This window comes from Duganella sp. CF517 (genome assembly GCF_900110275.1).
Lineage (GTDB): Bacteria > Pseudomonadota > Gammaproteobacteria > Burkholderiales > Burkholderiaceae_D > Rugamonas.
In genome coordinates this window covers 578,327-597,367 of sequence record NZ_FODC01000002.1, presented here as the reverse complement: position 1 = coordinate 597,367, position 19,041 = coordinate 578,327, and the positions used below count along the sequence as shown (strand labels likewise).

The window sequence follows — 19,041 nt, the reverse complement described above, 5'->3', positions numbered from 1 at the left end:
ACCTGAAGCGGAGAATCGCATGTTTTTACCTCAAGAGATCATACGCAAAAAGCGTGACGGCGGCGTGCTGAGCGCCGAAGAGATCCAGTTCTTCGTCGGCGGCATCACCAGCAATCGCGTGACCGAAGGCCAGATCGCTGCGCTGGCCATGGCCGTGTTCTTCAACGATATGACCATGGACGAACGCGTGGCCTTCACGCTGGCCATGCGCGACTCCGGCGAAGTGCTGGACTGGCGCTCGCTGGACCTGCCGGGTCCCGTGGTCGACAAGCACTCGACCGGCGGCGTCGGCGACGTCGTCTCGCTGCTGCTCGGCCCCATGATCGCGGCCTGCGGCGGCTTCGTGCCGATGATCTCCGGGCGCGGCCTGGGCCACACCGGCGGTACGCTCGACAAGTTCGATTCCATCCCCGGCTACACCACGGTGCCGGACAACGCCTTGTTCCGCAAGGTCGTCAAGGAAGTCGGCGTCGCCATCATCGGCCAGACGTCGTCGCTGGCGCCGTCGGACAAGATCTTCTACGGCGTGCGCGATGTCACCGCCACCGTGGAATCGGTGGCGATGATCACCGGCTCGATCCTGTCGAAGAAGCTGTCGGCCGGCCTGGACGCGCTGGTCATGGACGTCAAGGCCGGTAGCGGCGCCTTCATGCCGACCTACGACAAGTCGGTCGAGCTGGCCGACAGCATCGTCAAGGTCGGCAACGGCGCGGGCATGATGACGTCGGCCATCCTGACCGACATGAACGAATCGCTGGCGCCGTACGCCGGCAACGCGCTGGAAGTACGCGGCGCGATGGATTACCTGACCGGCGTGTCGCGCCCGGCGCGCCTGCACGAAGTGACGATGGCGCTGTGCGCCGAGATGCTGGTGCTGGGCAAGCTGGCCGCGAACGAAACGGAAGCGCGTGCCAAGCTGCAGGCATGCCTGGACAACGGTTCTGCCGCCGAGCGTTTCGCGCGCATGGTGGTGGCCCTGGGCGGTCCGGCCGACCTGATGGAAAATCCGGACAAGCACCTGGAGCGGGCGCCGATCGTCATCCCGGCGCCGTCGCTGAAGTCCGGCTACGCCTCGACCACCGACTGCCGCGGCATCGGCCTGGCGGTGGTGAGCCTGGGCGGCGGACGTCGCCGCGCGGCCGATCCGATCGACTTCGCCGTCGGCCTGACGGGACTGGCGGGACTGGGCGAGAAGATCGAAGCCGGCCAGCCGCTGGCGATGGTGCACGCGCGCACGCAGGAAGCAGCCGAGCAGGCGGTGCGCGAAATCCAGGCCGCCTACCAGATCGGCGACGCCGCTCCAACGGCCAACCCTGTCGTCTATCGCACGATTCGTCCATAAAAGGGAATCCATGAACAAGCAAGAGCTGATCGCCGAAGCCGCCGCCGCGCGGCTGAAGGCTTACACGCCTTACTCCAACTTCAAGGTCGGCGCCGCGCTGCTGACCAACGACGGCAAGGTTTTCCACGGCTGTAACGTGGAGAACGCGGCCTACGGTTTGTGCAACTGCGCGGAGCGCACCGCCTTCTTCAGCGCCTTCGCGCATGGCTACAAGCCGGGCGAGTTCGACCAACTGGTCGTCATCGGCGAGACCGACGGCCCGATCGCGCCCTGCGGCGCCTGCCGCCAGGTGATCCTGGAACTGGGCGGCGACGCGCTGCCGGTGCTGTTGACCAACCTGAAAGGCGACATCCTCGAGACCACGGCCGCGGCCCAGCTGCCGAACGGCTTCGGCCGCGCCGATCTGAAGAAGTAAGCGCGTTGGCCCTCAAGAAGACGATCGATGTGCAGGCGGCCGTCGCGATCGCGGCGGCCGAGGCGATCGCCGCCAAGACGCAGGGCACCTTCGGCGTCGGCGGCCTGATGCTGGACCAGCATGGCAACGTGCTGCAGTCGCTGCACAACAACGTCATCAAGCAGGGGTTGATCTTCGATCCCACCGCCCACGGCGAGCGCCAGTTGATCGACTGGTACTACGCCGAACGCGCCAAGGGCCGCGACCTGCCGCCGCCGGCCGACATCACCATCGTCACCACGCTCGACCCGTGCTGCATGTGCAGCGGCGCGATACTGGCCGGCGGCTTCAACGTGGTGGTGGCCGCGCCGGACCGCGAAGCGGGCATCGACCACGATGTCAGCGCCGGCTTCGGCGCGCTGCCGCCGGCGCTGCGCGCGCAAGCCGCATCGACCTTCAGCTATCCGGCGATTTTGGGTGCGTCGCCGTACGCGCGCGCCGCCTCCGGCGCCACGCCCAAGTCCTTCTTCATCGGTAAGACCATCTCCGAACCGACGCAGGCCTTGTGCGCGCTGGTGTTCGAGGCGACCTCCGACGAGGTGATGCGGCTGTTCCAGACCGATCCTCCGGTTGAACAGCTGCTCGATCCCGCCATGCTGGCGCCCGACCACCCGATCGCGCGGACCCTGAAGCAGGTCTATCCCGACGCGCTGACCTACCGCTGCGCGCCGCTGGCGCCCGATGCCGGCCTGGCGCCGTTCCTGTTGCGGGCGATGGCGCGCGACCGCGAACATGGCGGCGACGGCGATGCCGTTGCGCTGCTCGATTCGTTCGGCAATCTGCTGCTTTGCATGCCCGGCAGGATGGCGCAATCGGGCATCCGCAGCGCCTTCATGGAAGCCACGCGCGCCTACGCGCAACTGCGCTACAAGTTGATGGCTGGCGCGACGCCGGAACGGCAGCTGGAGGTGCGCCGCTATCTGGGCCATCCGAAGGACGGCACCCTGGTGTTCGCCAGGGGGCCGGACGCCGGCGCGGTGAGCTTCATGAATCTGGGGGCTTACGGCTCGACGATGGAGGGGCCGCTACCGCCGGACAATCCGAGGCAGTTCCAGTACGTCCTCCCTGCCATCGCGCAGCAGGAGCTCGACGCCATCTGCGCGGCGATGCCGCCGCTGTACAGCGACATCATCCGCATTCATCCCACCCAGGTCGCCGACCGGGCGCTGATCGACGCCCTGACGCGCGGCTGAGCGCGGGCGCTCAGCCTTGCGGATCGTAGGTGCCGACGCTCCACACGTGGCCTTCGGGGTCGCGGCAGGTGAAGCCGCGGCCGCCGTAATCCTCATCTTTGATATCCAGCAGGATCTTGGCGCCGGCTTCCAGCGCGCGGCCGTACACCAGGTCGGCGTTGTTGACCACCAGGTAGGTGCTTTGCGTGACGAAGTCGTCGATTTCGGCGGGCTGCTTCATCAAGCGGCCGAATTCGGTGTCGAACACCGAACCGAGCATGATCATGCTGTTACCGAACGAGAGCTGGGCGTGGGCGATGGTGCCGTCCTCGTTGGGGACGACCAGTTGCGGTTCGAAGCCGAAGGTGTTGCACAGCCAGGTGATGGCGGCCGGCGCGTCGCGGTAGCGCATGCAGGGGACTACGGTGCAGAGGGTTTGCTTGGGTATGCTGGACATTGTTTTCTCCCCGTTCTGTCGATGGAACAGCTTCGATCGATTTTCCGCGCGGTCCGTTCGCCGTGCTGATGCGAACGGGCGCGGAAAAGAAAGTATATATTGATAACGCTCAGGGGGAAATCACAATTCCTCACATTTGCTGGAACAGATGGGTGTTGCCCCGGCTGACCTCCAACTGCTCGGAAAAATTCCTGATCTTGACCATCTGCCGCCCGCGCAGGTCGCGCGTGACGCTCTCGATGGCGTCCACCCGCACCAGCGTCGAGCGGTGGATGCGCCAGAACTCGTCCGGGTCCAGCTCGTCGGCCAGCTCCTTGAGTGTCTTGCGTATCAATACCTCCGACTGCTCGGTCTGGACGCGGGTGTATTTTTCGTCGGCGCGGAAGAACAGCACCTCGCGCGTGCTGATCATGCGCAGGTTGGCGCCGACCACCGCCTGTATCCAGCGCAGGTAGCCGGGTTCGGCCGGGTCGGGCCGGCCCGGCTTGCCCTGGGCCGCCAGCAGCGCGCCCAGTTGGCGCTCGATGTTGGACGGCTGCCGGCCGATCAGCGTTTGCAGCCGCGCGCAGGTGGTCTTGAGCCGTTCGCCGCCGGCCGGCTTGAGCAGGTAGTCGAGGGCGCCCTGTTCGAACGCCTCGATCGCATACTGGTCGTAGGCCGTCACGAACACCAGGTGGCAGCGGTTGAACAGCATGCGCGCCGCCTCGATGCCGGACAGGCCGGGCATGCGGATGTCGAGGAAGACGATGTCCGGCTGGTGCTGGCCGGCCAGCGCCACGGCCTCGATGCCATTGGCCGCTTCGGCCACGATCTCCAGTCCCGGCCAGGCTTCGCGCAGGCGGCTGCGCAGCTGCTCGCGCATCGGCTCCTCGTCGTCGGCGATCAGCGCGGTGGCGCGCCGCGGCGGATTCGTTTGCGGATTCATGGGATTCATTTGACTCCATCGGCAAAAATATCGGGCGCGTACGGCACGCGGATGCTGGCGCGGGTGCCGCCGGTTAGCGGCGCCTCGATCACCAGCTGCGCGCGCTGGCCGTACAGGATGCGCAGGCGCTCGCGCACGTTCGCCAGCCCCAGGCCGTCGCCGGCGTGGACGTTGAAGCCGATGCCGTCGTCGATGACGTCCACCTGCAGCATCTGGCCGTCGACGTTGGCGCGGATGTCGATGCGGCCACCGTCGATCTTGGGCTCCAGCCCGTGCTTGATGGCGTTCTCGATCAGGATCTGCAGCATCATCACCGGGAAGGTGGCGCTGAGCATGTGCTCCGGCACGTCCACCGACACCGCTAGCCGAGCGCGCATGCGCGCCTGCATGATGGCCAGGTAGGCGCGCGACATCTCGATCTGCCGTCCCAGGGTGCCGGCGCCCTTGGCGCGCATCTGCGGCAGGGTGGCGCGCAGGTAGTCGATCAGGTTCTGGTGGATGCGCGCCGCCTGCGGCGGATCGGTTTCGATCAACTGGCCGATCAGCGCCAGGGTGTTGAACAAAAAGTGCGGCTCCACCTGCGCCTGCAGCGCGGCCATGCGCGCCTCCACCAGGCGCCGCTCGAGGCCCTCCTCGTCGGCGTGGCTGGTGGCGTCGCGCGCCTCGATTTCGGCCTTGCGCTTGCCGCCGGCCAGCACCTTCAGACCCAGCGACAGCAGGATGAAGCCGACCGTCTGCTTGGGCAGGCCGAACGGCGTCAGGCCGAGGATCAGCAGCAGCAGCCAGATGATGATCAGCTTGCGCCATTCGACCTGCGCCAGCCAGTCGAAGAAGCGCCACCACAGCGCGGCGGCGGTTTCGCCGATCTCGCGCACGATGTCGAGCAGGCTTTTGGCGTTGTCGTAGCCGGCCTTGGCCAGCCGCGATTTTTTCATTGCAGGCGCTCCTTGCGCAGCCGGTGGCGGCGCTTGGCCAGGACGCAGCCGACGACGGCCAGCTTGACCAGCATGAAGGCGGCGAACAGCACGATGGCCATCGGCAGGATGGCCAGGATCAGCGCCAGCGCCAGCGCCACGCCCAGCAGCGCGGACGGCGGCATGGCGCCGATCAGGCGTCCCGCGCGGCGCAGCATGTGCATGCAGGTGGTGAAAATCTCGTCGAGCAGGTCGGACAGGGAATCGGCGGTCGGCTTGCGCATGTTGTGTCTCCTTGGTGTGTTGCGATGTGGTTACTGTAGCAAAAGCGCGGAGGCGCCGGCGGGGATTGCGATCAACTGCTGTTTGGGCGGGTTGACCGGCGCCACCCGGCGATGAACGGCGGTTGGCCGTGGCCGTATATCGACTCGCGCACAGTTGCCGCCGGGGACCAGGCATGCCATGCGCGGCAATTAAAAATGTTGCGAAAAACAAAAAACATATGTGTTGTTGGCAATTATCAATGATATACTACGTGCAACTGAGTTCTTGACCGGTAATTTGCGTGCCGCCAAGCCGCATTTAATCTTAATTTGAGGAAATTTGATGTCCCGATATTTCGCACTGAGCACGCTGGCCGCCGCCGCGATCTTCGCCGCGCCAGCACAGGCAGGTTCGCTGAACCAACAACAGATTTTCGACCAGTTCAACGTCGTTACCTTGGGTAACATGACGTCCACGTCGCACGTCGACGGCCGCACCTATGTGACCGGCTCGATGCAGGGCAACGGCGCCGTGCTGGGCATGCACCCGAACGATATGCGCGCGTCCAACTACGCCGCCGTGACCGTCAAGGGCGTGGGCGTCGCCGCCGACCAGGCGGCCCTGAGCGGTACACAAGTCACCGACAAGGGCGCCGTCGTCTACGGCAACGTGGTTGACTCGATCGTCAACAACGGCAGCAGCGCCGTCTATGGCAACTCCGTCAACACCAGCTACAACGGCAACGGCAGCGTCTACGTCCAGGGCGACACCAACGGCGGCAACGTCAACGTGACCAAGCTCAAGTCGGTGGCGGCCGGCAGCCTGCAGGCCACCAACTCGACCGCCGCGACGTCGACCGACATGGGCAAGATCCTGACCGCCGTGTCGAACCAGATGAAGACCTACAAGTCGACCGGCAGCAGCGTGGTCATCGATGCGGGCAAGGCCACCTTCAACGCCAAGGTCAACAGCCAGGGCGTGGCGGTGTTCGATTTGACCAGCATCGAAAGCACGCTGTTCAACCAGAACCTGGTGCACGAGTTCAGCTTCAATTTCAACGGCGCCACCTCGGTCTACATGAACAGCGGCATCACCTCGGGCGTGATCAACGATAACTTCCTGGGCGGCAGCGCGCGCGAAGTCGGCCAGAAAGTGATCTGGAACTTCTACGATGCCACCGACCTGACCATCAACGCCGAGTTCGGCGGTTCGATCCTGGCCGTCAAGTCCAACCTGATCAACAACGCCAACATCGAAGGCGGCGTCTACGTCAACAACCTCGATTCGCGCGCCGAAATCCACATCAACAACTTCGCCGGCGCCGTGCCGGAAGCGGAAACCTACGCGATGATGCTGGCCGGTCTGGGCCTGGTCGGCGCGATCGCCCGCCGCCGCAAAGCCGCCCGCGCTTAAGCCGAGCAGCTTCGCCGCAAAGCCATCCTTCGGGGTGGCTTTTTTTTGTCCAACGGCTTTCGCTTATGCCTGAGGAGGTGCCGCTGGCGCCGGCACGCTGATCGCCGCCAGCACCATGTCGACGATGACTTTTTCGGCGTCGTCGAAATCCTTCTTGTTGAGCTGCTTGCGGTTCAACACCAGCGCCATCTGCGCCGAGAAGTCGGCGTACGACTGCGTCATCGCCCAGATGGCGAACAGCAGGTGGGTGGCGTTGATCGGCGCGATCTTGCCGGCGCTGATCCACTTCTCGAACACCTCGATATCCTTGCGCAGCAGCGGCACCACGCGGCTCTGGATCTGCGCGCCGTACAGCTGCGCGCCGCTGATCACCTCCATCGCGTACACCCGCGAGGCCCACGGCTGCTCGCGCGAGAACTTCAACTTGGCCTGCACGTAGGTGCGCAGCACTTCGCGCGGTTCCTGGTCCTCGGCGGCCAGGTTCTCCATGCGTTCGAGCCATTCGTCGAGCACCTCGTCGAGCACGCGCTGGTACAGCGACTGCTTGGTGGGGAAGTAATACATCAGGTTCTGCTTCGACAGCCCGGCGTTTTCCGCCACGGTGGCGATCGACGTGCCCTCGTAGCCGCATTCGGCGAACACCCGCACCGCCTCGGCGGCGATTTCCGCCTCGAGCTTGTCGCGGTTGAGGACGCGCCGTTTGATCTTCGGCGGTGGCGCTGCGGTCAGTTTGGCTGTCGACATATGTGTCTCAGGAAGGTCAGTAGTTGCGGGTGGTCGGTGTAGGCCACGTTGAACCGGAACCAGATCGTCTCCGGCTGGCGCAGCATGAAGAAGTCGCACGGCGACAGCAGGATGCCGGCCTTGAGCGCCTGGTCGGCGATGACCTGGCCGTTCCATTCGGCGCTCGGGGCCTGCCGCCAGCCGGCGCTGACGAACATGCCGCCGCGCGGCTTGGCCAGCGGTGTCATGCCGGCGCCGCGCAGGCTGTCGATGGTGCGCTCCCGCGCCGCCTCCAGCTGCGCGATCAATTTGTCGACCATGCGCTTGTAGGGCCGCGCGCTGATGGCGTGGTAGACGGCGCGCTCGTTGATCTCGGAGGTGGTCAGCCCGGCCAGCATCTTGACCCGCACCAGCTCCGGCAGCAGCGAGGCCGAGGCGCAGATCGAGCCGACCCGCAGCACCGGCGACAGGGTCTTGGAGAAGCTGCCGACCCGGATCACGCGCCGCAGGCCGTCCATCGCCGCCAGCGAGGCCTCGCCGCGCGGCGCCAGTTCGCGGTAGATGTCGTCCTCCACCAGCCAGAAGTCGAACTGCTCGGCGAGGCCGAGCAGGCGGTGCGCCTGCGCCGCGCTGAGCGAGGTGCCGAGCGGGTTTTGCAGCACCGTGTTGACGAACATGAGTTTGGGCTGGGTGCGCGTCGCCTGCGCGGCCAGCGCCTCGAAGTCCAGCCCCTGGTCGCCGCGCGGGATGCCGACCGCCACGCAGCCGTGGTGGCGGATCAGCGACAGCAGGTTGCTGTAGCCCGGGTCCTCGACGAAGACGGTGTCGCCCGGCCGGGTGAGCGTGCGCAGGATCAGATCGAAGGCGTGGGTGGCGCCGTGCGTCAGCAGGATCTGCTCCGGCTCCACCGGGAACAGGTCCTCGGTCAGGCAGGCCGCGAGGTGCTGGCGCAGCGTCGGGAAGCCGAGCGGATGGCCGTAGCCGCGCAGGCGGTTGGCCGGGATGCGCATGGCGTGGCGCACGGCGTCGAGGATGGTGTCCTCGCCGTACCACTCGGGCGGCAGCCAGCCGGCGCCCACCGCCAGCGCGTCGGACATGCCGGAGTACAGGTGGGCGGTGAGGGCGTCGATGGCGGTCGGCGTGGCTTCGCCGGCCAGCGGCAGCAGCGCCGCCGGCAGGTCCTGGCGCGCCACGAAGTAACCCGACCCGCGCCGCGAGGACAGCAGCCCCAAGGTGACGAGCCGGTCGTAGGATTCCACAACTGTAAAGGTGCTGACGCCATTACACTTGGCGAATTGGCGTACCGACGGCATTTTGGTTCCGATACGCAACTCCCGCGCGCCCACCATCGCGCTGATGGCCGAGACGATCTGATCCACGAGGCTGCCTTTGCCGCCGCGCTCTATGGCGATAACGGGCCAGCCGGGCGCCGTGGGCGGCTCGGTGGCGGATTGATCGATCGCAGGATACGCTGTTTCCATCCTTGACTCCAAAGGCGGCATAAAGCAAAACTGTACTGTTTTTACTACCGATACGGTTGGACAGTTTTGATATTTGTGTATCTGTGCCATAGTTGTAGCGCTGTCTATTATTGCATCATCATTTTGCCAACTGGTAAATTTTTTTACGGTTCGTCAAAAAATCCGCTTGGCGTCACAGGAGATATGCATGAACGAATCACGACCAGAATCGATGGCGTCCTTCTGGATGCCGTTTACGAACAACCGCGACTTCAAAGCCCATCCGCGCCTGCTGGTGTCGGCCGAGGGCATGTACTACAAGGACGTCGACGGCAACAGCATCCTCGATGGCACGGCGGGCCTGTGGTGCGTCCCGTGCGGCCACGCGCAGCCGAAGATCGTCGCCGCCGTGCGCGAGATGGTCGGCCAGCTCGATTTCGCGCCGACCTTCCAGATGGGCCACCCGGCCGCCTTCGACCTGGCCGAGAAGCTGATGGAGTACACCAACCACCGCTTCGGCCACGTCTTCTACACCAACTCCGGCTCGGAGGCGGTCGACACCGCGCTGAAGATGGCGCTGGCGTACCACAAGGCGCGCGGCGAGGCTTCGCGCACGCGCCTGATCGGGCGTGAGCGCGGCTACCACGGCGTTGGCTTCGGCGGCATCTCGGTCGGCGGCATCGCCGGCAACCGCAAGCAGTACACCGTCATGCTGCCCGGCGTCGACCACCTGCCGCACACGCACAACCTGGAAAAGAACGCCTACACGCGCGGCGAGCCGGAATACGGCACCGAGCTGGCCGATGAACTGGAACGCATCGTCGCGCTGCACGACGCCTCCACCATCGCCGCCGTCATCGTCGAACCGGTGGCCGGATCGACCGGCGTGCTGATACCGCCGAAGGGTTACCTGAAGCGCCTGCGCGAGTTGTGCACCAAGCACGGCATCCTGCTGATCTTCGACGAGGTGATCACCGGCTTCGGACGTTTGACGACGCCGTTCGCATCGGACTACTTCGACGTCGAGCCGGACATGATGACCACCGCCAAAGGCCTGACCAACGGCGTCATTCCAATGGGCGCGGTGTTCAGCAAACAGCACATCCACGACGCCTTCATGGACGCGCCGGCGGGCATTGAGCTGTTCCACGGTTATACCTATTCGGGCCACCCGGTGGCCTGCGCGGCGTCGCTGGCGACGCTTGAGGTGTTCAAGGAACAGAACATCCTGGAACACGCGGCCGGCCTGGCCGAATACTGGGCCGACGCGGTGCACTCGCTCAAAGGCCTGCCGCACGTGATCGACATCCGCACCATCGGTCTGATCGCCGGCATCGAGCTGGCGCCGATTCCCGGCAAACCCGGCGCGCGCGCGTTCACCGCCTTCAAGCAGGCCTTCGCCGACGGCATCCTGATCCGCACGACCGGCGACACCATCGCCTTGTCGCCGCCGCTGGTGCTGGAGAAAAAACACATCGACGAATTGTTTGGAAAGTTAACCACGGTGCTGAAAAACCTGGAGTGAGCGGTATACAACGGAGGAGACCATCATGCTGGTAGGCGTTCCAAAAGAAATCAAGAACCAGGAATCCCGCGTTGGCCTTACCCCGGCCAGCGTGAAGGAGCTCGTACTGCGCGGCCATCAAGTCCTTGTACAAAAGGACGCGGGCGCCGCCATCGGACTGACCGACGCGATGTATGAAGGCGCCGGCGCCGAAATCGTCGACAACGCGCCGGACATCTTCGCGCGCGCCGGCATGATCGTCAAAGTCAAGGAGCCGCAGCCGAACGAATGCGCGATGCTGCGCAAGGACCAGATCCTCTACACCTATCTGCACCTGGCGCCCGACGCGGAGCAGACCAAGGCGCTGGTCGAATCGGGCGCGGTCTGCATCGCCTACGAAACCATCACCGGGGACAACGGCGGCCTGCCGCTGCTGGCGCCGATGAGCGAAGTGGCGGGCCGCATGTCGATCCAGGCCGGCGCCGCGCACCTGGAGAAATCCAAGGGCGGCATGGGCCTGTTGCTGGGCGGCGTGCCCGGCGTGGCGCCCGGCCACATCGCCATCATCGGCGCCGGCGTGGTCGGCACCAACGCCTTGCAGATGGCGGTAGGCATCGGCGCGCGCGTCACTGTCCTCGACAAGAACATCGACCGCCTGCGCCAGCTCGATCTGGTGTACGGCAACCGCATCTCGACGATGTTCTCCAGCGCCCATTCGATCGAACAGGCGGTGCTCGACGCCGACCTGGTCATCGGCGGCGTGCTGGTGCCCGGCGCGGCCGCGCCCAAGCTGGTCACGCGCAACATGATCTCGCGCATGAAGCCCGGCGCGGTGGTGGTGGACGTCGCCATCGACCAGGGCGGGTGCTTCGAAACGTCGCGCGCCACCACGCACCAGGACCCGACCTTCGTGGTCGACGGCGTGGTGCACTACTGCGTGGCCAACATGCCCGGCGCGGTGGCCCGCACCTCGACCTTCGCGCTGAATAACGCGACGATCAGCCACGCGCTGGCGCTGGCCGACAAGGGCTGGCAAAAAGCGTTGAAGGCCAATGCCCATCTGAAGAACGGTTTGAATGTATGCCAGGGCCACGTCACCTATGCAGCGGTGGCGCACGCCCTGGGCTACCCTTATGTGGACGCGGACGGCCTGCTGGGCTGACCCTATCACGATATAACGAGAGAAAAACACCATGAGCAACCTTGACACCATCACCCACTTCATCAACGGCGCCAAAGTCGATACCCAAAGCGGCCGCTATGCGGACGTCTTCAATCCGGCGCTGGGCGAACCGGTGGCGCGCGTGGCCCTTGGCACCGCTGAAGAAGTCGATGTCGCCGTGCGCGCGGCGGAAGCGGCATTCCCCGCCTGGTCGGCGACGCCGCCGCTGACGCGCGCGCGCGTGCTGTTCAAGTATCTGCAACTGTGCCAGCAGCACGTCGACGAATTCGCGGCGATGCTGACGCGCGAACACGGCAAGACCTTCGCCGACGCCCAGGGCGAGGTCGCGCGCGGCATCGAGATGGTGGAATTCGCGGTCGGCATTCCGCAGATGCTCAAGGGCGAATTCACCGACCAGATCTCGCGCGGTATCGATGCCTGGTCGATGCGCCAGGCGCTGGGCGTAGTGGCCGGCATCACGCCGTTCAACTTCCCGGTGATGGTGCCGATGTGGATGTTCCCGGTCGCCATCGCCTGCGGTAACACCTTTGTCCTCAAGCCTTCCGAACGCGATCCGTCGCCGTCGCTGCTGCATGCAAAACTGCTGCAGGAGGCGGGCCTGCCGGATGGCGTGTTCAACGTCGTCCAGGGCGATAAGACGACGGTCGACGCGCTGCTCGATCATCCGGTGGTGCAAGCGTTGAGCTTTGTCGGCTCGACGCCGATCGCGGAGTATATCTATGCGCGCGGCTGCGCTGCCGGCAAGCGCGTGCAGGCTTTGGGCGGCGCCAAGAACCACATGGTGGTGATGCCGGATGCCGATATGGAGATGACGGTCGATGCGTTGATGGGCGCCGCGTACGGTTCCGCCGGCGAGCGTTGCATGGCCATTTCCGTGGTGGTCGCCGTCGGCGACGCGGGCGATAAAATCGTCGACGCACTGGCAAAGCGCACGGCCGCACTGAAAGTGCGCGACGGTATGGAGCACGACGCCGAAATGGGACCTGTCGTTTCAAGCGCGGCCAAGCAGCGCATAGAGCGCTTGATCGGCGAGGGCGTGGAGCAGGGTGCGAAATTGGTGGTCGATGGACGCAACCACGTCGTGCCCGGACGCGAGAACGGCTTCTTCATCGGCGGTACTTTGTTCGACCACGTCACGCCCGATATGACGATCTACAAGGAAGAGATTTTCGGCCCCGTGCTGTGCATGCTGCGCTCGCCCGATGTGGGCAGCGCCGTGGAGCTGATCAACCGCAACGAGTACGGCAACGGCGTGGCGATCTACACGCGCGACGGTGGCGTGGCGCGTGAGTTCGTGCGCCAGATCCAGGTCGGCATGGTGGGCGTGAACGTGCCGTTGCCGGTGCCGATGGCCTTCAACAGTTTCGGCGGATGGAAGCGCAGCCTGTTCGGCGACCATCACGCTTATGGTCCCGAGGGCGTGCGTTTCTACACGCGCCACAAGGCGGTCATGCAGCGCTGGCCGAACACCGCCAGCGCTGGCGCGGAATTTGCATTCCCACAGATGAAGTAGTCGGACGAATTCGTCGTCCGGGGTATCCGAGACTACCGAGCCATTAGCCAGGAAAATGAATGATGATCGAATCCCTGAAATACATGCCGCATCCGAAGGAAGCCAATGCGGCATTGGCGGAACACTTCACCGATCTCGCGCCGGCACTGAATGCGCGCAAGGCCGCGATCGAGAGTTCGCGCTGCCTGTACTGCTACGACGCGCCATGCACGCGCATCTGCCCGTCGGACATCGACGTCGCAAGTTTCATCCGCAATATCCACGACGGTAACGTCAACGGCGCGGCGGTCGGCATCCTCAAGCAAAATATCCTGGGCGGCAGTTGCGCGCGCGTTTGTCCGACCGAGATCCTGTGCGAGGACGCCTGCGTGCGCAATCACGACGCCGAAGGCCAGCCGGTGAAGATCGGCCTGCTGCAGCGCTACGCCATCGACAACATGTCGCTCGACGAGCATCCATTCAAACGCTTCCCGTCGACCGGCAAGAAGATCGCCGTGGTCGGCGCCGGTCCGGCCGGTCTGTCGTGCGCGCACCGCCTGGCGATGCTGGGCAACGACGTGGTGATCTTCGAAGCGCGCGAGAAATCGGGCGGCCTCAATGAATACGGTATCGCCAAGTACAAGCTGACCGATAACTTCGCGCAAAAGGAAGTCGACTTCCTGCTGGCGATCGGCGGCATCGAGATTCTCCACGGCCAGACCCTGGGCGGCAACATACAGCTGAAAGACCTGCACGCGCAATACGACTCGGTGTTCCTCGGCCTTGGCCTCGGCGCCAGCAAGCAGCTTGGCTTGACCGGCGAGGATGCCCCCGGTTTGCTGGCCGCCGTCGATTACATCGCCGCACTGCGCCAGGCGGACGACTTGAGCCAGCTGCCGCTGCCATCGCGCGCCATCGTGATCGGCGCCGGCAATACCGCCATCGATATGGCGGTGCAGATCCAGCGCCTTGGCGCCGAGGAGGTCACGCTGGTGTACCGGCGCGGCTTCGAGGCCATGAGCGCCACCGAACACGAACAGCACATCGCCAAGGAAAACCAGGTGCGCATGCGCACTTGGGCGCAACCGCAGCAGGTGCTGCTGGACGAGGCGGGCCGGGTGCGCGGCATGCGCTTCGAGAAAACCGCTATCGTCGATGGCCGCTTCGGCGGTACCGGCGAAACCTTCGAGATCGCGGCCGACGCCATCTTCAAGGCCATCGGCCAAAGCATGGACCAAGCCGGCATCAGCGATCCGCTGGCGAAAACGCTGAAACGCGACGGTGACAAAATCCACGTGGACGACCAGTTCCGCACCGTGCTGCCGGGGATTTATGCCGGCGGCGACTGCGTGGCGCCGGGTCAGGATCTGACCGTGCAGGCGGTCCAGCATGGCAAGCTGGCCGCCCACGCGATCCATGAGGACCTGAAATCAATGACGGCATCAATAACCGCTGCATCGAAAGTGGAGGCTGCATAATGGCTGACCTGAGCATAGAATTTTGCGGCATCAAGTCGATCAATCCATTCTGGCTGGCCTCCGCGCCGCCGACCGACAAGGCCTACAACGTGGTGCGCGCCTTCGAGGCGGGGTGGGGCGGCGTGGTGTGGAAGACGCTGGGCGAAGACCCGGCCGCCGTCAACGTCTCGTCGCGCTACTCGGCGCACTACGGCAAGAACCGTGAGGTCCTCGGCTTCAACAACATCGAATTGATCACCGACCGTTCGCTGGACATCAACCTGCGCGAGATCACGCAGGTCAAGAAGGATTGGCCCGACCGCGTGATCATCGTCTCGCTGATGCTGCCGTGCGAGGAGAAGCTGTGGGCCGATATCCTGCCGCTGGTGGAGGCGACCGGCGCCGACGGCATCGAACTCAATTTCGGCTGCCCGCACGGCATGCCGGAGCGCGGCATGGGCGCGGCGGTGGGCCAGGTTCCTGAGTACGTGGAAATGGTCACGCGCTGGTGCAAGACGCACAGCAAGCTGCCGGTCATCGTCAAGCTGACGCCGAACATCACCGACGTGCGCGCGCCGGCGCGCGCCGCCAAGGCCGGCGGCGCCGACGCCGTCTCGCTGATCAACACGATCAATTCGATCACCCACCTCGATCTGGACCAGATGGTGGCGTTCCCCATCGTCGGCGGCGCCAGCACGCACGGCGGCTACTGCGGTTCGGCGGTGAAGCCGATCGCGCTGAACATGGTGGCTGAAATCGCGCGCGACCCGGCCACCAAGGGCTTGCCGATCTCGGGCATCGGCGGCATCGGCAACTGGCGCGACGCGGCGGAGTTCATGGCGCTCGGTTCCGGCTGCGTGCAGGTCTGCACGGCCGCCATGCTGCATGGCTTCCGCATCGTCGAGGAGATGAAGGACGGCCTGTCGCGCTGGATGGACCAGAAAGGCTACACCAGCGTCAGTCAATTCGTCGGCAAGGCGGTGCCCAACACCACCGACTGGAAGTACCTGAACATGAACTATCAGGTCATCGCCCACATCAACCAGGACGACTGCATCAAGTGCGGCCGCTGTTACGTGGCGTGCGAGGACACGTCGCACCAGTCGATCGCGCAGTTGATCGATGAAGCCGGCGTGCGCACCTATGAGGTGATCAAGGAGGAATGCGTCGGCTGCAATCTGTGCGAGATCACCTGCCCGGTGCAGGGGTGCATCACGATGGTGCCGCAGGATACGGGCAAGCCTTACATGAACTGGACGCAGGACCCGCGCAACCCGCGTGCGGAAAACGTGAAGGTGCCGGAGACTGTATAGGAACGGATCTTGCAACGGAAGATGCACGATTGTTTGATCAACCCTTGGAGAACGCCCTGTGAGCAAAGAACTCTCTGGCAGCACGCAACTCTGGAACGAAGACCTGGCGCCGACCACCGCAGCGCAACGCACCTGGCGCTGGTATCACTTCGCGGCGCTGTGGGTGGGCATGGTGATGTGCATTCCGGCGTACACGCTGTCGGCGAGTTTGATCGAAGGGGGCATGTCGGGTTATCAGGCGGTGCTGACGGTGTTCATCGCCAACGCCATCGTGCTGCTGCCGATGCTGCTGATCGGCCACGCCGGCACCAAGTACGGCATTCCCTATGCGGTGCTGGCGCGCGCCTCGTTCGGCACCTCCGGCGCGCGGCTGCCTGCGTTGATGCGGGCCATCGTCGCCTGCGGCTGGTACGGCATCCAGACCTGGTTCGGCGGCTCGATGATCTACACGCTGCTCGGCGTGATGATGGGCGGCGAGATCGGCGGCGCCAAACTCGGCTTCCTCGGCATCAATGGCGCGCAGCTGCTTTGCTTCCTGGCCTTCTGGGCCATCCAGTTCTGGTACATCGTGCACGGCATGGACGCCATTCGCAAACTGGAGACCTACACCGCGCCGCTGAAGATCGCCATCTGCTTCGTGCTGCTGGCGTGGGTGCACAACAAGGCCGGCGGCTTTGGCGACCTGTTGTCGGCGCCATCGCAGTTCGTCGCTGGCGGCAAGAAGGAAGGCCAGTTCTGGTCCGTGTTCTGGCCGTCGCTGACGGCGATGGTGGGCTTCTGGGCCACGCTGGCGCTGAACATTCCCGACTTCACCCGCTTCGCGAAATCGCAGCGCGACCAGGTCATCGGCCAGTCGGTCGGCCTGCCGGTGCCTATGGGGCTGCTGGCGGCGATGGCGGTGATCGTCACCTCTGCCACGGTCGTCCTGTATGGTAAAGCGATCTGGGACCCGGTCGATCTGGCGAGCCGGATGACCGGCGTCGCGGTGCTGGTGGCGCTGCTGATCCTGTTGATCGACACCGTCTCGGTGAACCTGGCCGCCAATCTGGTCGGCCCGGCGTATGATTTCTCGGCGCTCTCGCCCAAGAAGATCTCCTACAAGACCGGCGGCTACATCACCGCCGGTATCGCCATCCTCATGATGCCGTGGAAGATACTCGAATCGACGCAGGGTTACGTCTTCACGTGGCTGATCGGCTATTCGGCGCTGCTCGGCCCCATCGCCGGCATCCTGATCATCGATTACTACATGGTCCGCAAGACCGAACTCAATGTCGCCGAGTTGTATCGCGAGGATGGCGTCTACTCTTACGGAAACGGCTGGAACGTGGCCGCGCTGGTGGCCTTCGTGGTCGGCGTGGCGCCGAACATCCCGGGCTTCCTCAACGCCGCCTTCCCGGCGTCGTTCCCCGGCGTGGGCGAGGGCTTCAAAACGATTTATACCTATGCATGGTTCGTCGGAATCGTAATCTCCGCAATCGTGTATGGGGTTATGATGAAGGGGAAGACGGTGCCCGCGGTGAGGGCGCCCGCCCACCCCTAAGATTCACAGGATTCAGGAGAAGTAAATGACTACTATCATCCGCGGCGGTACCGTCGTCAACGCCGACCGCGCCTTTCGTGCCGATGTGCTGTGCTATGGCGACAAGATCGTCGCCGTTGGCGAAAATCTGGAGGCGCCGGCGTCGGCGCGCGTGATCGACGCCACCGGCCAGTACGTGATGCCCGGCGGGATAGATCCGCACACCCATATGAACCTGCCCTTCATGGGCACCGTCACGCAGGATGACTTTTACACCGGCACCGCCGCCGGCCTGGCCGGCGGCACCACCACCATCATCGATTTCGTGATTCCGGCGCCCGGGCAGAACCTGATCGAGGCCTATCACCAGTGGCGTGAATGGGCGCGCAAGTCCGCCGGCGACTATACCTTCCATGTGGCGATCACGTGGTGGGACGAGACCGTGCACCGCGATATGGAAATCCTGGTGCGCGACCATGGCGTCAACAGCTTCAAACACTTCATGGCGTACAAAAACGCCATCATGGCCGACGATGAAACGCTGGTGAAGAGTTTCCGCCGCTCGCTGGAGCTGGGCGCCATTCCGACCGTGCACGCCGAGAACGGCGAGCTGGTTTATCAGTTGCAGCAGGATTTGCTCAAGAAGGGCCTGACCGGACCGAGTTCGCATCCGTTGTCGCGGCCACCGGCGGTGGAGGCGGAAGCGGCCAACCGCGCCATCGCCATCGCCAATGTGCTCAACACACCGGTCTACATCGTGCACGTGTCCTGCGCCGAATCGCTGGACGCCATCACGCGCGCCCGCGCCAACGGCCAGCGGGTGTACGGGGAGGCGCTGGCCGGCCATTTGATCATCGACGACAGCGTTTACCAGAGCGACGACCTGGAATACGCCGCCGCCCACGTCATGAGTCCACCGTTCCGCAGCAAGCAGCACCAGGCCGCGTTGTGGCATGGCCTGCAAGGCGGTAACCTGCACACCACGGCCACCGACCACTGCACCTTTTGCGCCGAGCAGAAAGCGGCCGGCAAGGACGATTTCACCAAGATTCCGAACGGCTGCGGCGGCGTCGAGGACCGCATGTCGGTGATCTGGGACGCGGGCGTCAACAGCGGCATGCTGACGCCTTCGGAATTCGTCAAGGTCACCTCGACCAACGCCGCGCAGATTTTCAATATGTATCCTCGCAAGGGGTTGATCGCGGTCGGTTCGGATGCCGATATCGTCGTCTGGGACCCGGAAGGCACCCGCACGATTTCGTCGTTGACCCAGTTCGCCAAGGGCGGCTTCAACGTCTTCGAGGGCCGCACCGTGCGCGGCATCCCCAGTACCACGCTGGCCGCCGGTAACGTCGTGTTCCATCGCGGCGTGCTGATGGCGGTGGAGGGGGCCGGCCGCCACATCGATCGTCCCGCGTTCAAAGCCACGTCGGCGCGTTAATCAAC

The 19,041-nt window shown here is 64.7% G+C and carries 17 protein-coding genes; 11 read left to right on the top strand and 6 right to left on the bottom strand.

The window, feature by feature from the left end; all coding sequences use genetic code 11:
- Window positions 1-19: 19 nt before the first annotated feature.
- The 3 genes from deoA to BMX85_RS09615 are packed head-to-tail and all read left to right on the top strand — an operon-like array spanning window position 20 to window position 2,989.
- Window positions 20-1,342 (top strand): thymidine phosphorylase, encoded by a 1,323-nt coding sequence (gene deoA, locus BMX85_RS09625; protein WP_090316357.1) that lies wholly within the window; start codon window positions 20-22, stop codon window positions 1,340-1,342.
- 10 nt (window positions 1,343-1,352) lie between these two features.
- A complete protein-coding gene (locus BMX85_RS09620; RefSeq protein ID WP_090316355.1) occupies window positions 1,353-1,757 on the top strand; it encodes a cytidine deaminase in 405 nt (134 codons plus the stop codon).
- A 5-nt stretch (window positions 1,758-1,762) separates the two neighbouring features.
- Entirely contained in the window at window positions 1,763-2,989 is a 1,227-nt protein-coding gene (locus tag BMX85_RS09615) for a nucleoside deaminase (RefSeq protein WP_090316352.1), read from the top strand.
- Between the two features lie 10 nt (window positions 2,990-2,999).
- Here the strand turns inward: BMX85_RS09615 and BMX85_RS09610 are convergent, their stop codons facing one another.
- The 4 genes from BMX85_RS09610 to BMX85_RS09595 all read right to left on the bottom strand — a co-directional run bounded on the left by BMX85_RS09610 (window position 3,000) and on the right by BMX85_RS09595 (window position 5,548).
- Window positions 3,000-3,425, bottom strand: coding sequence for a VOC family protein (locus BMX85_RS09610; RefSeq protein ID WP_090316349.1), 426 nt, complete (start codon window positions 3,423-3,425; stop codon window positions 3,000-3,002).
- 130 nt (window positions 3,426-3,555) lie between these two features.
- Window positions 3,556-4,359 (bottom strand): LytR/AlgR family response regulator transcription factor, encoded by an 804-nt coding sequence (locus tag BMX85_RS09605; RefSeq protein WP_229210370.1) that lies wholly within the window; start codon window positions 4,357-4,359, stop codon window positions 3,556-3,558.
- A complete protein-coding gene (locus tag BMX85_RS09600) occupies window positions 4,356-5,285 on the bottom strand; it encodes a sensor histidine kinase (RefSeq protein ID WP_090316346.1) in 930 nt (309 codons plus the stop codon). The genes BMX85_RS09605 and BMX85_RS09600 overlap by 4 nt, the downstream gene beginning before the upstream one ends.
- Complete coding sequence (locus BMX85_RS09595) at window positions 5,282-5,548, bottom strand: hypothetical protein (RefSeq protein WP_090316343.1); 267 nt, start codon at window positions 5,546-5,548, stop codon at window positions 5,282-5,284. The genes BMX85_RS09600 and BMX85_RS09595 overlap by 4 nt, the downstream gene beginning before the upstream one ends.
- 322 nt (window positions 5,549-5,870) lie before the next feature.
- Here BMX85_RS09595 and BMX85_RS09590 point away from each other — a divergent pair, with 322 nt between their 5' ends.
- Window positions 5,871-6,941 (top strand): collagen-binding domain-containing protein, encoded by a 1,071-nt coding sequence (locus BMX85_RS09590; protein WP_090317651.1) that lies wholly within the window; start codon window positions 5,871-5,873, stop codon window positions 6,939-6,941.
- 63 nt (window positions 6,942-7,004) lie between these two features.
- On the opposite strand, the gene BMX85_RS09585 is transcribed toward BMX85_RS09590, so the two are convergent.
- Both BMX85_RS09585 and BMX85_RS09580 read right to left on the bottom strand, forming a co-directional pair.
- Window positions 7,005-7,685 (bottom strand): TetR/AcrR family transcriptional regulator, encoded by a 681-nt coding sequence (locus BMX85_RS09585; RefSeq protein ID WP_090316340.1) that lies wholly within the window; start codon window positions 7,683-7,685, stop codon window positions 7,005-7,007.
- Entirely contained in the window at window positions 7,667-9,145 is a 1,479-nt protein-coding gene (locus BMX85_RS09580) for an aminotransferase-like domain-containing protein (RefSeq protein ID WP_090316338.1), read from the bottom strand. The genes BMX85_RS09585 and BMX85_RS09580 overlap by 19 nt, the downstream gene beginning before the upstream one ends.
- 187 nt (window positions 9,146-9,332) lie before the next feature.
- On the opposite strand from BMX85_RS09580, the gene BMX85_RS09575 reads away from it, so the two are divergent.
- The 7 genes from BMX85_RS09575 to hydA are packed head-to-tail and all read left to right on the top strand — an operon-like array spanning window position 9,333 to window position 19,036.
- On the top strand, window positions 9,333-10,649 hold the full coding sequence (locus tag BMX85_RS09575) for an omega-aminotransferase AptA (RefSeq protein WP_090316335.1): 1,317 nt from the start codon (window positions 9,333-9,335) through the stop codon (window positions 10,647-10,649).
- Window positions 10,650-10,674: 25 nt separating this feature from the next.
- Entirely contained in the window at window positions 10,675-11,790 is a 1,116-nt protein-coding gene (ald, locus tag BMX85_RS09570; RefSeq protein WP_090316332.1) for an alanine dehydrogenase, read from the top strand.
- Window positions 11,791-11,821: 31 nt separating this feature from the next.
- Window positions 11,822-13,324, top strand: a complete 1,503-nt coding sequence (locus BMX85_RS09565) for a CoA-acylating methylmalonate-semialdehyde dehydrogenase (RefSeq protein ID WP_090316330.1) — start codon at window positions 11,822-11,824, stop codon at window positions 13,322-13,324.
- A gap of 59 nt (window positions 13,325-13,383) precedes the next feature.
- Window positions 13,384-14,781, top strand: a complete 1,398-nt coding sequence (locus BMX85_RS09560) for an NAD(P)-dependent oxidoreductase (RefSeq protein WP_090316327.1) — start codon at window positions 13,384-13,386, stop codon at window positions 14,779-14,781.
- Window positions 14,781-16,073: an NAD-dependent dihydropyrimidine dehydrogenase subunit PreA gene (gene preA, locus BMX85_RS09555; protein WP_090316323.1), complete on the top strand. Its 1,293-nt coding sequence runs from the start codon at window positions 14,781-14,783 to the stop codon at window positions 16,071-16,073. Before BMX85_RS09560 ends, preA begins: the two co-directional genes overlap by 1 nt.
- Window positions 16,074-16,131: 58 nt before the next feature.
- Window positions 16,132-17,616 (top strand): NCS1 family nucleobase:cation symporter-1, encoded by a 1,485-nt coding sequence (locus tag BMX85_RS09550; RefSeq protein ID WP_090316321.1) that lies wholly within the window; start codon window positions 16,132-16,134, stop codon window positions 17,614-17,616.
- A gap of 25 nt (window positions 17,617-17,641) precedes the next feature.
- On the top strand, window positions 17,642-19,036 hold the full coding sequence (gene hydA / locus BMX85_RS09545; protein ID WP_090316318.1) for a dihydropyrimidinase: 1,395 nt from the start codon (window positions 17,642-17,644) through the stop codon (window positions 19,034-19,036).
- Window positions 19,037-19,041 lie beyond the last annotated feature (5 nt).

Excerpts from the sequence above, each read along its gene's own strand:
- deoA (WP_090316357.1), top strand. The coding sequence starts at position 20 with ATGTTTTTACCTCAAGAGATCATACGCAAAAAGCGTGACGGCGGCGTG.
- BMX85_RS09620 (WP_090316355.1), top strand. The coding sequence starts at position 1,353 with ATGAACAAGCAAGAGCTGATCGCCGAAGCCGCCGCCGCGCGGCTGAAG.
- BMX85_RS09610 (WP_090316349.1), bottom strand. The coding sequence starts at position 3,425 with ATGTCCAGCATACCCAAGCAAACCCTCTGCACCGTAGTCCCCTGCATG.
- BMX85_RS09605 (WP_229210370.1), bottom strand. The coding sequence starts at position 4,359 with ATGAATCCCATGAATCCGCAAACGAATCCGCCGCGGCGCGCCACCGCG.
- BMX85_RS09600 (WP_090316346.1), bottom strand. The coding sequence starts at position 5,285 with ATGAAAAAATCGCGGCTGGCCAAGGCCGGCTACGACAACGCCAAAAGC.
- BMX85_RS09595 (WP_090316343.1), bottom strand. The coding sequence starts at position 5,548 with ATGCGCAAGCCGACCGCCGATTCCCTGTCCGACCTGCTCGACGAGATT.
- BMX85_RS09590 (WP_090317651.1), top strand. The coding sequence starts at position 5,871 with ATGTCCCGATATTTCGCACTGAGCACGCTGGCCGCCGCCGCGATCTTC.
- BMX85_RS09585 (WP_090316340.1), bottom strand. The coding sequence starts at position 7,685 with ATGTCGACAGCCAAACTGACCGCAGCGCCACCGCCGAAGATCAAACGG.
- BMX85_RS09580 (WP_090316338.1), bottom strand. The coding sequence starts at position 9,145 with ATGGAAACAGCGTATCCTGCGATCGATCAATCCGCCACCGAGCCGCCC.
- BMX85_RS09575 (WP_090316335.1), top strand. The coding sequence starts at position 9,333 with ATGAACGAATCACGACCAGAATCGATGGCGTCCTTCTGGATGCCGTTT.
- ald (WP_090316332.1), top strand. The coding sequence starts at position 10,675 with ATGCTGGTAGGCGTTCCAAAAGAAATCAAGAACCAGGAATCCCGCGTT.
- BMX85_RS09565 (WP_090316330.1), top strand. The coding sequence starts at position 11,822 with ATGAGCAACCTTGACACCATCACCCACTTCATCAACGGCGCCAAAGTC.
- BMX85_RS09560 (WP_090316327.1), top strand. The coding sequence starts at position 13,384 with ATGATGATCGAATCCCTGAAATACATGCCGCATCCGAAGGAAGCCAAT.
- preA (WP_090316323.1), top strand. The coding sequence starts at position 14,781 with ATGGCTGACCTGAGCATAGAATTTTGCGGCATCAAGTCGATCAATCCA.
- hydA (WP_090316318.1), top strand. The coding sequence starts at position 17,642 with ATGACTACTATCATCCGCGGCGGTACCGTCGTCAACGCCGACCGCGCC.